The sequence below is a fragment of the Corynebacterium sp. HMSC055D05 genome (assembly GCF_001810365.1).
Lineage (GTDB): Bacteria > Actinomycetota > Actinomycetes > Mycobacteriales > Mycobacteriaceae > Corynebacterium > Corynebacterium coyleae.
In genome coordinates this window covers 23,022-37,338 of record NZ_KV801077.1, presented here as the reverse complement: position 1 = coordinate 37,338, position 14,317 = coordinate 23,022, and the positions used below count along the sequence as shown (strand labels likewise).

At 59.0% G+C, this 14,317-nt stretch carries 13 protein-coding genes; 7 read left to right on the top strand and 6 right to left on the bottom strand.

Going from position 1 to position 14,317, the window contains the following annotated elements:
* The first annotated feature begins 116 nt into the window (after positions 1-116).
* On the top strand, positions 117-1,190 hold the full coding sequence (locus HMPREF2734_RS07670; RefSeq protein ID WP_070423200.1) for a magnesium and cobalt transport protein CorA: 1,074 nt from the start codon (positions 117-119) through the stop codon (positions 1,188-1,190).
* A 7-nt stretch (positions 1,191-1,197) separates the two neighbouring features.
* Here HMPREF2734_RS07670 and HMPREF2734_RS07665 read toward each other — a convergent pair whose 3' ends face one another.
* Complete coding sequence (locus HMPREF2734_RS07665) at positions 1,198-1,647, bottom strand: PaaI family thioesterase (RefSeq protein ID WP_070570279.1); 450 nt, start codon at positions 1,645-1,647, stop codon at positions 1,198-1,200.
* Positions 1,648-1,697: 50 nt separating this feature from the next.
* Between HMPREF2734_RS07665 and gndA the strand changes: the two genes are divergently transcribed.
* Genes gndA through HMPREF2734_RS07635 form a run of 6 tightly spaced genes read left to right on the top strand, consistent with a single transcriptional unit; the run spans position 1,698 to position 9,290 of the window.
* Positions 1,698-3,164 (top strand): NADP-dependent phosphogluconate dehydrogenase, encoded by a 1,467-nt coding sequence (gene gndA, locus HMPREF2734_RS07660; RefSeq protein ID WP_070570277.1) that lies wholly within the window; start codon positions 1,698-1,700, stop codon positions 3,162-3,164.
* 27 nt (positions 3,165-3,191) lie between these two features.
* A complete protein-coding gene (locus HMPREF2734_RS07655; protein WP_070570275.1) occupies positions 3,192-4,541 on the top strand; it encodes a DEAD/DEAH box helicase in 1,350 nt (449 codons plus the stop codon).
* 17 nt (positions 4,542-4,558) lie between these two features.
* Complete coding sequence (locus HMPREF2734_RS07650) at positions 4,559-5,932, top strand: hemolysin family protein (RefSeq protein ID WP_070423204.1); 1,374 nt, start codon at positions 4,559-4,561, stop codon at positions 5,930-5,932.
* Complete coding sequence (locus tag HMPREF2734_RS07645) at positions 5,929-6,981, top strand: hemolysin family protein (protein ID WP_070451544.1); 1,053 nt, start codon at positions 5,929-5,931, stop codon at positions 6,979-6,981. The genes HMPREF2734_RS07650 and HMPREF2734_RS07645 overlap by 4 nt, the downstream gene beginning before the upstream one ends.
* Before the next feature lie 11 nt (positions 6,982-6,992).
* Positions 6,993-7,856 (top strand): 3-methyladenine DNA glycosylase, encoded by an 864-nt coding sequence (locus HMPREF2734_RS07640; RefSeq protein WP_070570273.1) that lies wholly within the window; start codon positions 6,993-6,995, stop codon positions 7,854-7,856.
* Between the two features lie 51 nt (positions 7,857-7,907).
* Positions 7,908-9,290 carry a vWA domain-containing protein gene (locus HMPREF2734_RS07635; RefSeq protein WP_070570271.1) on the top strand — a complete coding sequence of 461 codons (1,383 nt, stop codon included), beginning with the start codon at positions 7,908-7,910 and terminating at the stop codon, positions 9,288-9,290.
* Positions 9,291-9,364: 74 nt separating this feature from the next.
* On the opposite strand, the gene HMPREF2734_RS07630 is transcribed toward HMPREF2734_RS07635, so the two are convergent.
* The 5 genes from HMPREF2734_RS07630 to secA2 form a co-directional block, all read right to left on the bottom strand.
* Entirely contained in the window at positions 9,365-9,940 is a 576-nt protein-coding gene (locus tag HMPREF2734_RS07630) for a MerR family transcriptional regulator (protein ID WP_070423253.1), read from the bottom strand.
* A 128-nt stretch (positions 9,941-10,068) separates the two neighbouring features.
* Positions 10,069-10,650: a bifunctional nuclease domain-containing protein gene (locus HMPREF2734_RS07625; protein ID WP_070423208.1), complete on the bottom strand. Its 582-nt coding sequence runs from the start codon at positions 10,648-10,650 to the stop codon at positions 10,069-10,071.
* Positions 10,651-10,655: 5 nt separating this feature from the next.
* Positions 10,656-11,408, bottom strand: a complete 753-nt coding sequence (locus HMPREF2734_RS07620; RefSeq protein ID WP_070423209.1) for a transcriptional regulator FtsR — start codon at positions 11,406-11,408, stop codon at positions 10,656-10,658.
* Positions 11,409-11,459: 51 nt separating this feature from the next.
* Positions 11,460-11,885 (bottom strand): oxoglutarate dehydrogenase inhibitor Odhl, encoded by a 426-nt coding sequence (gene odhI / locus HMPREF2734_RS07615; RefSeq protein ID WP_070423210.1) that lies wholly within the window; start codon positions 11,883-11,885, stop codon positions 11,460-11,462.
* 83 nt (positions 11,886-11,968) lie between these two features.
* On the bottom strand, positions 11,969-14,260 hold the full coding sequence (secA2, locus tag HMPREF2734_RS07610) for an accessory Sec system translocase SecA2 (protein WP_070570269.1): 2,292 nt from the start codon (positions 14,258-14,260) through the stop codon (positions 11,969-11,971).
* Positions 14,261-14,317: the final 57 nt, after the last annotated feature.

Below are 14,317 nucleotides of genomic sequence, written 5' to 3'. Positions count from 1 at the left end.
GGGTGCGCACGCGTAATATCACCTTTGATATCCGTGCGCACCCATTTTTGTGTGCTCATTCATCCTGGGCTTTGCCGTGTTCGGCCTGCCCTACGACGTGAAAGGGGGCTAAAGCTATGCCGCCACGTATTTCAATTCCAGGACAGCGTCCTAAGAAGGTGCAGCCCCCGTCTGTGAACCAAATCCCGGTGCCTGTCGAGCGTCAGATCGACTTTTGCCGCGTTTTTGTCGACGGCAAACGCCAGCCGGGAAATGTGCGCATGACTCACGCACTTGAGGTGGCAGAACGCTACGACAACGCTTTCGTATGGCTGTCTCTGAAAGAGCCCACAACGGAGCAAATGGAACGCATCGCCGAGGTCTTCGATATTGAGGACCTGGTTGTGGACGATGTTGTCGCAGCCCATCAGCGACCGAAGGTTGAACGCCACGACGAGCAGTTGTTCCTGGTTGTGCGTTCAGTGTCGTATCGTGACGACGAAGAGGTGTCGGACGCCCGTGAAATCATTTCCACCGGCGAAGTACAGATGATTATCGGCGAGAAGTTTGCCATCACGATTCGCCATAATGTCCGTCTCCCTGACCTCACCAACAAGCTCGAGGACGAAGAAGAGCTAGCGCTGCTCGGGCCTTCCGCTGTGGCGTGGGCGGTATCTGACTATCTGGTAGACAACTACCTGAAGGTCGCGGATTTCCTCGAAAGCGACGTCGACGAGCTGGAAAACGAAGTGTTTACGCCACGTCGCACGATCAACATTGACAAGATCTACACCTACAAGCGTGAGATTTTGGAGATGCGTCACGCGATCGACCCACTGTCGCCAGCGCTTCGCAACGGGTTGACGAACAACAAGGACTTTATGCGTAAGGCTCTGCGTACCTACTTCCGCGACGTCCAAGATAACTCCACGATCGTCAGCGACCGTCTTTCAGGCTTCGACGAACGTCTCACGTCCCTGCTGGACGCGTCGGTAGCGAAGATTACGATGCAGCAGAACTCTGACATGCGTACGATTTCGGCCGTTGTGGGCATGGCGGCGGTGCCGACGTTGGTTGCCGGAATCTACGGCATGAACTTCGAAGTCATGCCAGAGCTTGGCTGGCGTTACGGCTACCCCGCTGCACTTCTCGCAATGTTCATTGCTATCTCGGTGATGTGGTGGTGGTTCCGCAAGAACCACTGGCTTTAATCAGCCACTATTTGCTCAGGATCATCAGTTTGAGGTTGGTCACAGCGACCAACTTCTCCTCGCAGTACATGTTCACGCGCCACAGGTGGGTGCGCGCACCGATGTGGACCGGCTCCGCGGTGGCGTCGATACGTTGCCCCGCGCGCACGCTGCCCAGAAGGTCGGTGGAGTTGCTCATCCCCACTGCTGGCTTGGCGCTAGCTGCCACCGCCGCAATTGACCCCATGGTTTCACCGATTGCGCAGTAGACACCGCCGTTGACAATGCCGGTTGGCTGCAGATGCTCCTCAGTTGCGACGAGGTGTGCATCCATCCGGTCTTTTGAGCAGTAATCCAGCACTAGCCCGAGTCGTTGGGCGAAATCAACGTTGAGATTGTTGATCACAGCGAGTTCTTCTTCGCTCAACGGCGTGTCGAGCACTTCGTTGTACAGGCGAAAATCGAATTCTAGGTTCATGCTCGTCGATGATACGGATGATCTGTCTTCTGCCACGTAGAATTCGCACTATGACTGCAGATGCTTCAGAACCTCTTGCTCAAATCGGTGTCGTCGGTATGGCAGTAATGGGCTCAAACCTTGCCCGTAATTTTGCGTCGAAGGGCCATACCGTCGCTATTTACAACCGCTCACCAGAGAAGACGCGGGCGGTTATCAACGAGTATGGCCATGAGGGAACCTTCATCGCCGCCGAGACCATCGAGGACTTTGTCGCATCTCTGCAGCGCCCCCGCAAGGCAGTGATCATGGTGCAGGCCGGTGCAGCAACTGATGCGGTCATCGAACAGCTCGCTGATGCGATGGAAGACGGTGACATCATCATCGACGGTGGCAATGCCCTGTTCACCGACACGATTCGCCGTGAACGTGAGATGGCCAAGCGCAATCGCCATTTTGTCGGCGCGGGTATTTCCGGCGGTGAAGAAGGTGCATTGCGTGGCCCGTCGATTATGCCGGGTGGCCCAGTCGAATCCTGGGAGACACTTGGACCACTCCTCGAAGACATTGCTGCAAAGGTCGATGGCACCCCGTGCGTGACCCACATTGGCCCGGACGGCGCTGGCCACTTTGTCAAGATGGTGCACAACGGCATCGAGTACGCCGACATGCAAGTGATCGGCGAGGCGTACCACCTGCTACGTTACGCAGCAGGCCTGGCCCCTGCGGAGATCGCCGACATTTTCACTGAATGGAACAAGGGCGATCTGGATTCCTACCTCATCGAAATCACCGCGGAGGTGCTTCGCCAGGTCGACGCCCGCACCGGAAAACCGTTTATCGACATCATCGTGGACGCTGCCGGCCAAAAAGGCACCGGACGGTGGACCGTCAAGGAGGCACTGGATCTCGGTGTACCGACCACAGCTATCGGCGAGGCAGTGTTTGCCCGCGCGCTGTCGTCGGCACTTGCACAGCGTGAGGCCGCGTCGGAAGCCGAACTTCCGGCGGGCGAGTTGAGTACCCTCGAAGCACTTGGCGTGGATAAGCCTGCGTTTATCGACGATGTCCGCCGAGCCCTGTACGCCTCCAAGTTGGTCGCCTACGCGCAAGGCTTCGACGAGATTAACGCTGGGTCCGCCGAGCACAACTGGGATATCAAACCGGGCGATCTCGCACGTATTTGGCGCGGTGGCTGCATCATTCGTGCGAAGTTCCTCGACCGCATTACCGAGGCCTACGAAAACGATCCGAATCTCCCGTCGTTGTTGCTCGATCCGTACTTCACTGGAGAACTGCAAAAGGGCCTGGTAGACGCATGGCGCCGTGTGGTTGTCGTCGCTACGCAGCTTGGACTCCCAGTGCCGGTGTTCGCTTCCTCGTTGTCCTACTACGACTCGCTGCGTGCCAAGCGGCTGCCAGCAGCACTGATCCAGGGACAGCGCGACTTCTTTGGTGCACACACCTACCGCCGCGTGGACATGGAAGGCACGTTCCACACCACCTGGTCCGGCGAGCGGGAAGAGTTGAGCTACTAAAACAACGACGCGCGTACACTGATCTGAATGACTACATTCGCCGACCTCGGCCTACCCCGTGAAATCGTCGCCACGCTGAAAAAGCAGGGCATCACGGAGCCCTTCCCTATCCAAGAGGCGGCTATCCCCGATGCCCTTGCGGGCCGTGATGTTCTCGGGCGGGGTCCAACAGGCTCGGGCAAAACGTTTACGTTCGGTTTGCCTATGCTTGCCCGTCTCGTTGGAGCCCCATCACGCCCGGGTCACCCGCGAGCGCTCGTGCTTGCGCCGACGCGTGAACTTGCAACACAGATTCGCGAGCGTATCGACGACTCCGCTGCCGCCCTCGGCCTACGCGTCCTCGATGTTGTCGGTGGCGTGAACATCAATAACCACATTCGTGTGTTGGCCTCCCCAGTCGATCTCCTTGTGGCTACCCCAGGCCGCGCCGAGGATCTCATCAACCAGAAGAAACTCTTCCTGGATAAGGTGGAGGTCACTGCTCTGGACGAGGCCGATCAGATGGCCGACATGGGTTTTTTGCCACAAGTTCGCAAGCTGCTCGACCGCACTCCCAAAAACGGCCAGCGTTTGCTGTTTTCCGCCACACTGGATGGCGACGTGCAAAAGCTCATCGACCGCTACATGCACAACCCAGTGACGCACTCCACTGCGCCGGTGGAGGCCGCTGTGGACACCATGGAGCATTTCCGACTTTTGGTCGGTGGCCGTGAGCAACGCAATGAGATCGCGATGCAGATCGCCGCACGTGACGGCAAGACCATCATGTTTATGCGCACGAAACACGGTGTTGACCGTCAGGTGAAGAAGCTGCGACGTGTCGGCATCAATGCCCAGGGGTTGCACGGCGATAAAACCCAAGGGGCGCGTACGCGTGCCTTAGACGGCTTCAGCGACGGCACCACCCCGGTGCTCGTCGCTACTGATATTGCCGCACGCGGTATCGATGTCGACGACGTCTCGCTTGTCGTCCACGTCGATCCGCCAGCCGAGCACAAGGCGTATTTGCACCGCGCAGGGCGCACCGCCCGTGCTGGCACGTCCGGCACAGTGGTCACGCTCGTCATGGACGAGCAAGCTAAGGAAGTCGCGCAACTGATGCGCAAGGCAGGCGTGAAGGCTCCGGAGGTCAGAGTGGCTCCAATGTCGGAGTCGTTGGTTACGATTACAGGAGCACGTGTCGCAGATGGAAAGCCATTGCCTCCGCCGGGGGCTCCGAAGCAGGCTCCCCGTGGTGGTGGCGGGCAAGGTTCCCGCGCTGGGCGTCGGTCGTCGCAACGATCGAGCCGCGCTGGACGTTCCCGTTCTACACGTGGGCAACGCGGCAACTCGCAGGGTCGTCGTGGAGAGAACAAACGAAGGAGTAACGGCCGCTAAGGCGCAGATCAACACACATGGACATATTCATATCCATACTTTCTCTTCTGGCGTTCGTATTGCTGACAGCCTCTACCGGGTTGTTCGTTGCAATCGAGTTCGCCATGACGGGGCTCGAGCGCTCCACAATCGATGCCCACGTTAAACAACGCGGGGATGCTACAGCCCGCGCTATCGCGCGTGATCACGCGAATCTTTCGTTCGTCCTCTCAGGCGCCCAGCTCGGCATTACGGTGACGACGCTGGCGGCAGGTTTCCTTGCCGAGCCTGTACTCGGTAAGTTCTTCACCCCTGCGTTGGAGGCCGTCGGACTTAGTGCGTCGGCCTCAACCACTGTCGCACTTATTTTGGCCCTTGTCATCGCAACGTTTTTGTCGATGGTTTTCGGCGAGCTTGTACCGAAAAACATGGCTATTACGGACCCGCTGGCGACAGCTCGCGTGGTCGTGCCACCTGTGCACTGGTTTAACACGGCGATGAAGCCGTTTATCAACCTTCTCAATACCTCCGCTAACTGGATTGTGCGCAAGATGGGTATCGAGCCTGCCGACGAGCTTGCCTCGGCCCGCTCTTCTCAGGAGCTTGGCGCCATGGTGCGTTCGTCGGCAGAGGCTGGTGGTTTGGATGCTGAGACCGCTGCAGTGATCGACCGATCACTGCGCTTCGGCGAGACCACAGCTGAAGAGGTGATGACGCCGCGTTCCACCATCGACTCCCTCGACGCGGAGGATACTGTTGTCGACCTGATCGCACTTGCTCGCGAAACTGGGCGTTCGCGTTTCCCAGTGCGGCGTGGCGATCTCGACGACACCCTCGGAGTCGTCCACATCAAGGACGCATTCTCCGTGCCACCCGACGAGCGTGCGACCACACAACTTGCCACGCTTGCCCGGCGTGTCCCAATCGTCCCGGGCACGCTGGACGGCGATTCCGTGCTGAACCGGGTGCGCTCTGCTGGTTCGCAGGTCGTACTTGTTGCCGATGAATACGGCGGCACCATGGGCCTGGTTACCATCGAAGACCTCGTTGAGGAGATTCTTGGCGAGGTGTACGACGAATACGATGACCGCGAAAGCGAAAAGGACTTTGTCCGTTACGGCACCTCATGGGAGGTTTCCGGGCTCGTGCGTCTCGACGAGCTCGAAGAGCGCCTCGCCTACACAGCACCCGACGGCCCCTACGAGACGTTGGGCGGTCTGATCATGGCAACACTCGGTCGCATCCCGAAGGTTGGCGACGAGGTCGTCCTGCGCGAAACGTTCGGTTCGCTGCAGGAGGAGTTCCAATCGGCAGGCGCCGGATCATGGCTTGCCCAGGTCACCGCAATGGACGGCCGCCGTGTGGATAAAGCGATGCTGCGCCCGATTACCCCTGAGGAGGCCGACCGATGAGTATCTGGCTCGCTGTTGTCCTGATTGTCGCCCTCCTCGCTGCTAACGCATTCTTTGTTGGAGCCGAGTTCGCTCTCGTATCCTCGCGCCGCGACCGTCTCGAGTCACTCCAGGCCCAAGGCAAAACCAAAGCCCAGGACGTGATGTACGCAACCGAGCACCTTTCCATCTACTTGGCTGGTGCGCAGTTCGGCATTACTGTGGCCTCGCTGATATTGGGCAAGGTTGCCGAGCCGGCGATTGCAAAATATCTGGAGGAGCCGTTCCTCGCGCTGGGTGTACCGGCAGATATTCTGCATCCAATTTCGTTCGTTATTGCGCTTGCATTCATTTCTTTCCTGCACATTTTGTTCGGCGAGATGGTGCCGAAGAATATTGCCATCGCGGGGCCTGAGCAATCGGCAATGTGGCTCACCAGACCGATGACGGTTTGGATGAAGCTAACCCGCCCCGTGCTGGAAGCACTTAACTGGGTGGCTCGTCAGACATTAGCTGCGTTCGGTATCCAACAGCGCGACGAGTTGGATTCCACTGTCGACCAGGAGCAGTTAGCCACAATGATTCAGGAGTCTCGCAAAGAGGGGCTCCTGGATGCCGAGGAAACTGTCCGTTTGGCAAAGGCGTTGCGTCAGGATTCCCGCAGCCTCAACGAGGTGCTCATCCCGCTTGTAGAGGTAAAGACGATCCCCTACGACCCGCGCGGCATCCGTCTTTCGATCATCGAGCAGGCAGTGCAAGACACCGGTTTTTCACGCTTCCCGGTACTGATCAGCACTGGATCCCTGGCGGGCTACCTCCATGTGAAGGACATTCTGGACTTGATGGAGACAGATGAGAAGGATCCACGCGTGCCGCTTTCACGCATTCGACCGCTCATCACAGTCGACGGCCACGAGTCAATGGACGACGCTCTTACTTTGCTGCACCGACGTTCAGCGCACATGGCGGCAGTGCATGAGAACGGCCGCCTCGTCGGGATCGTCGCCCTCGAAGACCTCATTGAGGAATACGTGGGTACTGTCTCAGACTGGACGCACGAAAACGAATAGTTCGCGTGCGTATGACCACAACCCTGCAACCTGAGGAATATCTCGTACGTATACGCGAGCACGAGCAGCGTGCGGCTCCTTGGGCGGACGCCCGCGCGGCTCGGCGTGCGCATGGCGAGTACCACCCAGTATGGGACTTCCTCTTTGAGTACTACCCCGTTCGCCCATCGCATTTGAAGCGCTGGCATCCCGGGGTTGGGGTTACTCTCGCTCAGGCTGCGGATACACCGCAAGCGTCTTGGCGCGACTACGTCGCCACACCTGACGGAACCGTGTCCTTGAATCTAGGCCTTTTCCTCCAGCATCGACGCAATGATGTGGAGATGGTTGGCCGGCTGCTGCGTGCCGTCGATACGCGTCCTGCTCACTTTGATTGCTTCGGCATGCACGAGTGGGCGATGGTGTATAAGACCGACCACCCACGTCACGATTTACCACTTCGCCTTGGAGCAGAGGGCACCAACGACGTGGTTGAGTCTCACCACATCAAGTGCTCACATTATGACGCGTTTCGTTTCTTCACCCCTGCAGCGCGCCCGCTGAATCTGACTGTTCTTACTCGCGAGTCTCAGCCTGATCACGACCAGGCTGGCTGTGTACATGTCAGCATGGATCTGTACAAGTGGGCGTTGAAGTTAGGACCGCTGGTACCAGGCGAACTTTTCCTGGATTGCTTTGAACTTGCGGCACGGGCTCGGCGCTTGGATATGGAAGCGTCGCCATACGACTGCCGAGAGTTGGGCTTTGATGTTGTCGCGGTAGAAACCGCTGAAGGTAAAGCGGAATACGTTGCGCGTCAACGGGCATTGTCTCAAGCCGCCGCTCCGCTGCGCGCCAGGCTTGTCGCGACCGTAGAAGCTGCGTTGGACAGCTAAGCTCGGAGCAGGTTTTCTCAATCGTTCGACGTTGAAGGGGCTACGACCACAATGGCTAGGCACGCAAGCGGTAAAAACAATTTCAGGCTAGCGGGTTGGCTTATCGCCCTGCTTGTCGCTCTCGCTGTGGCTGCAGTGCTTGCAGTGGTTTTGTGGCAGCGCGACGGCGCCGACTCGAGCGCTGCAGCTCCTGATTGCGTATCCGGTGAGCTGGTTCTGCCGGTCGCCGCTTCCGATGAGAAAGTGGGCCGTGCACTTATCGACGACTACGCAGCCGCCAACCCCGTTGTCCGGGACTACTGCATCAAGCCGCAGTATGTTGACTCGATCAAGGAAGCAGCAGTCTATATCGCTCCGAATACCTCGATTACGCATACTGCGTTGAAGTCGGCTGAGCGCACTGCAGCGGTTGCTGACCCCCAAGCTGTCCATAGTGAACCTGTAGGTGTCGCTGGCACCGAACAGGTGAAGTTGGAGGACGTGAAGACCGAGTCTGTGCTGTTCCCTGTTGAGGAAGAGCCTGAGGCTTCCGCGTTGGTGGCGGCAAAGGTCGCCGGCAACGACAATGATGCTGTGAAGGCCCTCACCGATCAGCGTCTGGGTAGGCTGGCGGACTTCGCAGGAGCAGACGGCAAGCTTGTGGCGACTGCGGAGGACAGTGTTCCGGAAGGTCTTTCATTTACCTCAGTCGGCGCAGACATTGTTTACGCGGCGATCCCGTTGAACCAGAACGACGCAGTAAACGAGGATCAAGCGCGCGCTGGCCAGGACTTCGCACGTGCCGCAGCCGAGAAGTTCGATGGCTCCGAGAAAGATCAGCCGGTGATTTCGGATCTGGTCTGGGCTGCTGCCCTGCCTTCTGGTGGAGAGAAGCTCGGCGATCAAGCTGAGGCTGCAAAGGTGATCGAGCCGGTCAACACGTTGTTCCTACTTGACACCTCTGAGGCAATGGCGCCGTTTATCGAGCCAGCCAAGGATGCGATTGGCAACACCGCGCTTGAACTTGCCGGTGCAGGGAAGGAAGTAGGTCTGTGGAACTACTCCTCACCGCTGACCCCTGGTGTGGTGAATGGTTTCCGCCAAAACATCTCCGTCTCCCCTGATGCGGAGTCGGTCAACGTGGCGGTGCGTCGCTTCCTTGTCGGCGGAGTCCCCCAGACCCGCGAAGCACTCCAGGCTGCGGCTGCTGCATACGGCAACGCAAATGCGCCAATGCGAATTGTGCTCGTTACCACCGGCACCGCTGATGCCGGAGATGACGCAGCATTTATTGACGGCTTCCGGCAGGCAGCGGGCACCAACCTGGACCTGACTGTGGTACGTGTCGGAGAAGGCGATCCGGATGCGGCACTCGAGCAGATCGCCAAAAAACAGGTCGATGCCAAGACTGCAGAGAACATCGCGGATGCGGTGAAGCAGGCCGCAGGGTTCTGACGGCTAACATCGGCAAGCAACAAAGGCCCGGACTGGAGGGAGTACCCAGCCCGGGCCGTTGTTGTGTGGCCTGTTTAGGAAGTCTTGCGACGACGGCGATCAGCCAGCTCGTCGAAACCAATGACGTTTGGAGCGTCGATCTCTTCTTCGACACGCTCGGACGGGAACGCAGAGATGGTGCCGGTGAGTTCCTTCATAATCTGCGGCACCGCGATGCCGAACACGCCCTGGCCGCCGCCAAGGAGGTCGATGATCTCTTCGTTGGAGCGGCACTCGTAGACGGTTACACCGTCGGAGACCAGGGTGATTTCCGCAATGTCGGAGACACCGCGGTCACGCAGCTTATCCACCGCGAGGCGAATGTTCTGCAGGGAAATGCCGGTGTCCAAAAGACCCTTGACGATCTTGAGCACCAAGATGTCCTTGAAGGAGTACAGACGCTGGGAACCAGAACCCTTTGCGCCACGGATCGACGGGCGAACGAGCCCAGTGCGTGCCCAGTAATCCAGCTGACGGTAGGTGATGCCTGCGACCTGGCATGCGATCGGTACGCGGTAGCCCACTTCGTCGGACGGGCCGACGTCGAAAAGCGATTCCTGCACCGCAGCCGAGGTGGTCTCCTGCTCGCCTACCTGGTTGAGATCGTTGATACTCACGTAATTACTCCCATGAAAGTTATATGAGGGCCTGCTGACTATTAAATGCCAAGCATAGGACCTGGGTCAAGAGTTTCACGCGCAACACGCCGAACTCTCAACCTCAACTTTACACTGAGACTTTATTTCGCCTCGTCTGCCCCATCGTCCCCATCAGTATCAGGAGTATCACCGGTGTCGAGGTCATCCACACCAAGATTGCGCATGAGCTCTTCAAAATCAGCGTCAGCCTGGGCGTCGCCGCTTGCTGAAACAGATTCCTGAGGATCAATGACCTTGAGTTCAGCACCAAGAAAACGCTGCGCGTCTTCCGGCGAAAGGTAGATCGATGCCTGGCTTGCTACGAGGTCATCAACGCTGAGTTCGTGGTCTAATTCAAGCGCAAGCAGAAGCGCGTCACTCGCCCGCAGGTCCAGTTCAGAGCCGTCCGCAAACGACACGGTTGCCATAAACATGCCCTCTAAGTACGAAGACAGCTCAATGGTTTCTACTGTTTTTCCGGTGTTGCGAATCAGATCCACAACGGCATCTATGGTGCGGGGGCGGATTGGCGACCAACCTGAAAGCCGGGCAGCCAATTCCCCACCCTCATGCGTTGGTACCCAGACAGGAATGCACCGGCCGTTAGAGGATCGCTGCAGCAATGCGCAAAGGTATTGCTCGGGACCGACGGGGTACACCCCGACCAGCTCGACTGCTTCCATAACGACTAGTTGCCGGACTGCTTGCGCAGTTCGTTCTTCACCAGCGAAGCGTGCAGCGAGACCACCAGCGCGGACATCTGCTGGCCAATCTCTTCTGCTTGCTGCTGCGCATTGACCTTGCCGGACTTTGCAACCGGTTCGGTGACCTGACCGATCATGTCAGCCTGACGAGCAGCAGCGGTACGCAGCGTCTTCAGATGACGCGAGTCCAAGCCGAACTCAGCCAGGGACATTGCGGTAGTGACAGTGCGGACATCGTCGACATTGAACAGCCCTGCCGCGTCTGGGGTGATGAGGCCTACCTTGATGTATTCCTCAACCGTGGACTGCGAAGCCTGAGCCTGTTCCGCAACATCCACGTCGGTCAGGCGCGTCGGTGCTGGGGCCCGGAAGTTCTCTGGAGAGATCATCGGCTCAGCATCGTTTGCAGTCAGGATCGCGGTGACCTGGCCGGAATCCATGGCCTCGAGCTGTTCGCGGATCACCTTCAGCGGGAGGTAGTTGTCACGTTGGGTGACCAGAATGTAGCGCAGGCGCTCCACGTCCTGATCAGTAAAACGGCGGTAGCCCGACGCCGTGCGCTGCGGTGTGATCAGTCCCTCGGATTCGAGGAAACGGATCTTGGAGACGGTCACGTCCGGAAACTCAGTCCGCAAACGCTCAAGCACAACACCAATCGACATGGTCTTTGCCGGTTTGTTGGGCTTGGCTTGCTTCGCGGCCGTCTGCTGCGGTGCGGTTTTGCGGATTGCGCTCACGTGATCGTGCTCTTCTTCTCGTGGGACGTCGGTCTAAGGATGAACGGAAGTTTAGGCTTCCGCGGTGATGAATACGAGTCGGAACTTGCCGATCTGGATTTCATCGCCATTGGTCAGCTGCTGCGTGTTTCGCGGCTCGCGGTTGACGTAGGTGCCGTTGAGCGATCCGACGTCGACAACCTCGTAGCCATCCTCGTTGGCGCGGAACTCGGCGTGACGACGAGACACGGTCACGTCATCGAGGAAGATATCCGCCTCTGGGTGGCGGCCTGCCGTGGTCGACTCCTGGTCGAGCAGGAAGCGTGCACCAGCGTTCGGGCCACGCTTGACGACGAGCAGCGCCGCACCTTCGGGGAGGTTTTCGGTTCCTGCTGCGGAATCCACAGATGCCGCGGCACCAGATTCCATCTCCTTGAGCAGGTCTGCTCGGAATACCGAGGTGGTTTCGACCTGGTTCTGCGGCGTGTTGTCGCTCATGACTAACTCCTTGACTATCGAGTCGAGATTGAGAACTTCTGCAATAGTACCGCCCAAGTCGGGATTGGGTGGTGTTTAGTGACTTAACGGAAAATATTGCCGATGCCACTAATGACCGAATTGCCTGACCCGGCAAGCGGATTATCCGAAACCATGTAGGTCCATGTGGCGCTTGGTCGCTTCCATCCTGCATCAGCAAGATGCGCCCCGGATTCATCGATATCCACGGTGTTAAAGGTTTCTACCGCTTGGTCAACCGCACGGTTGGCGAGGTCTTTGAACTCGCGCACAGCAATGCGGTGGTACTCATCGATCGGGGTCTCGCGTGCGATAGCTCGAAGGTGAATAGATTCACGGACATCGTCCATCAGCGCGAGGTGTTCGGACCACTCTGCGTCGAGATGGAACAGCATGATTTCGCGCGCTGCTTGGTCGAGAACCGGCTGCGGTAGGTGCGACAATTCGGCGGCGCGCTGCGGGGAGCGCTCAGAGAGTTCTCGCCACGCTGTGTCAGTATCCAAAATGGTGGCGCGACGCTCGTCGAGAATGTCGCGGTGGTCTGCGAGAAGCTTGTTGTACTTCCACGTCTGGGAGTGGATCTCCAACAGTTGGCCTTCGGTGACGCGCTGGCAGTGCTCAACGAACTGCTGGGCTCGATTGCCGGTGAGGCGCCCATCCGGTTCAGGCTGCGCGGAGAAGGATTCGTCGGCCCCTCCGGTGGTGATGATGTCGTCGTCAAGGGAGACGAAGAACAAGCTCAAGCCTGGATCGCCCTGGCGCCCTGCACGGCCGCGAAGCTGGTTGTCCAAACGCGCGGTGCGGTGCCGCGCGGTGCCAATGACCGCAAGACCGCCGAGGGCGGCGACTTCGGCATGATCGTTCTCGTTCGCGCCGCCGAGACGGATGTCGGTACCGCGACCGGCCATCTGGGTCGAGACGGTGACACGCCCGATGTCGCCAGCTTCTGCGATAATGCGTGCCTCTTCTGCGTCGTTTTTCGCGTTGAGCACGTTGACGTCAATGCCACGCGCCTCGAGTGCTTCCGCGAGCGCTTCAGATTCGGCCACATCATGCGTACCCACGAGCACCGGCTGGCCAGTGTGGTGGATGTGCTCAATCTCGTCGACGATGGCCGCGTTTTTATCCGCCATGGTGGCGTAGATGCGGTCTGCCTCGTCGAAACGCTTGAGCTCGTTGGCTCGGTCGATAACGGAGACGTGCAGGCCGTAGAAACTTCGCAGCTGGTCGGTCGCCTCGACGGCGGTGCCGGTCATGCCGCACACGAGCGGGTAGCGGCGCATGAGCGCCTGCAGGGTGATCGAGTCCAGGATGCGCCCGCCCTCGGACACGTCGAGGCCTTCCTTTGCCTCAACCGCAGCCTGCAGCCCATCTGGCCAGCGCTGGAGTTCTGCGACTCGGCCACGTGAGGCGTCGACAAGTGCGACCTTGCCATCCTCGACGATGTAGTGGACGTCGCGGATCAGCAGCGCCTTAGCGTGGAGTGCCAAGTTCACGCGGACCAGTGTGGTGCCGATGTTCTCGTCGGAATACAGCGAGTCGATGCCCAGCAACTGCTCGATCTTCTGTGCACCTTCGTCGGTAAGAAACGCGTTGCGCCCATCCGAATCGATGGTGTAGTCCTTGTCCTCCACCAGGTGCGAGACAGCTTCGGTGATCTGCCCGGTGGCCTGCTGGGCTCCTTCGGAGCCGGCGAGGACGAGTGGAACCAGGGCTTCGTCGACAAGCACACTGTCCGCCTCGTCGACGAGTGCAACATCCGCCGGCGCCTGCACCGTCTGGTCGCGGGAAGTGATCTGGTTGTCGCGCAGGTGGTCGAAGCCGATCTCGGTCACTGGGGCGTAAATGACGTCGCAGCGGTAGGCAGCGATGCGCTCCTCGCGTGTCGACGACTCCGTCACCGCAGCCACCGACAACCCGAAAAACTCCACCAACGGACGCATCCACTCCGCGTCACGGGCCGCAAGGTAGTTGTTCACGGTAATCAGGTGGACGCGCTTGCCCTGCAGTGCGAAACCCGTGGCAGCCATCGCACCGACCAGGGTCTTGCCCTCGCCGGTAGCCATCTGGATCACGTCGCCCTCCAGCAGGCGAAGCACCGCCTGGTTCTGCACGTTAAACGGGGTCATGCCGAGCGTGCGTTGCGACGCAACGGACAACCCGGCGAGGAAACGAGACTTGTCCTTGACCTCCCCATCTGTGACGGCGGCGCGGACGGTTTCGGCGAGCGCGGTGTCGTCGAGAAGCGAAAGCTCCTCAATGAGCCCATGTGCGTCAGCGACGACAGCCTTGGACTTCTTGTTGTTGCGCTCCGCCGTGGAGCCCATGGCTTTCCAGAACCAGTCGAATTTGCCCATAAGGCTTAAGGATAATGCGGTTTGACGCAACGTTCCGCTGAAGGGGTGCGCCAACGT

Bases quoted from the DNA above. Each gene is read 5' to 3' on its own strand.
- HMPREF2734_RS07640 (WP_070570273.1), top strand. From the start codon at position 6,993: ATGACCACAACCCTGCAACCTGAGGAATATCTCGTACGTATACGCGAG.
- secA2 (WP_070570269.1), bottom strand. From the start codon at position 14,260: ATGGGCAAATTCGACTGGTTCTGGAAAGCCATGGGCTCCACGGCGGAG.
- HMPREF2734_RS07670 (WP_070423200.1), top strand. From the start codon at position 117: ATGCCGCCACGTATTTCAATTCCAGGACAGCGTCCTAAGAAGGTGCAG.
- HMPREF2734_RS07650 (WP_070423204.1), top strand. From the start codon at position 4,559: ATGGACATATTCATATCCATACTTTCTCTTCTGGCGTTCGTATTGCTG.
- gndA (WP_070570277.1), top strand. From the start codon at position 1,698: ATGACTGCAGATGCTTCAGAACCTCTTGCTCAAATCGGTGTCGTCGGT.
- HMPREF2734_RS07645 (WP_070451544.1), top strand. From the start codon at position 5,929: ATGAGTATCTGGCTCGCTGTTGTCCTGATTGTCGCCCTCCTCGCTGCT.
- HMPREF2734_RS07625 (WP_070423208.1), bottom strand. From the start codon at position 10,650: ATGGAAGCAGTCGAGCTGGTCGGGGTGTACCCCGTCGGTCCCGAGCAA.
- HMPREF2734_RS07655 (WP_070570275.1), top strand. From the start codon at position 3,192: ATGACTACATTCGCCGACCTCGGCCTACCCCGTGAAATCGTCGCCACG.
- odhI (WP_070423210.1), bottom strand. From the start codon at position 11,885: ATGAGCGACAACACGCCGCAGAACCAGGTCGAAACCACCTCGGTATTC.
- HMPREF2734_RS07665 (WP_070570279.1), bottom strand. From the start codon at position 1,647: ATGAACCTAGAATTCGATTTTCGCCTGTACAACGAAGTGCTCGACACG.
- HMPREF2734_RS07635 (WP_070570271.1), top strand. From the start codon at position 7,908: ATGGCTAGGCACGCAAGCGGTAAAAACAATTTCAGGCTAGCGGGTTGG.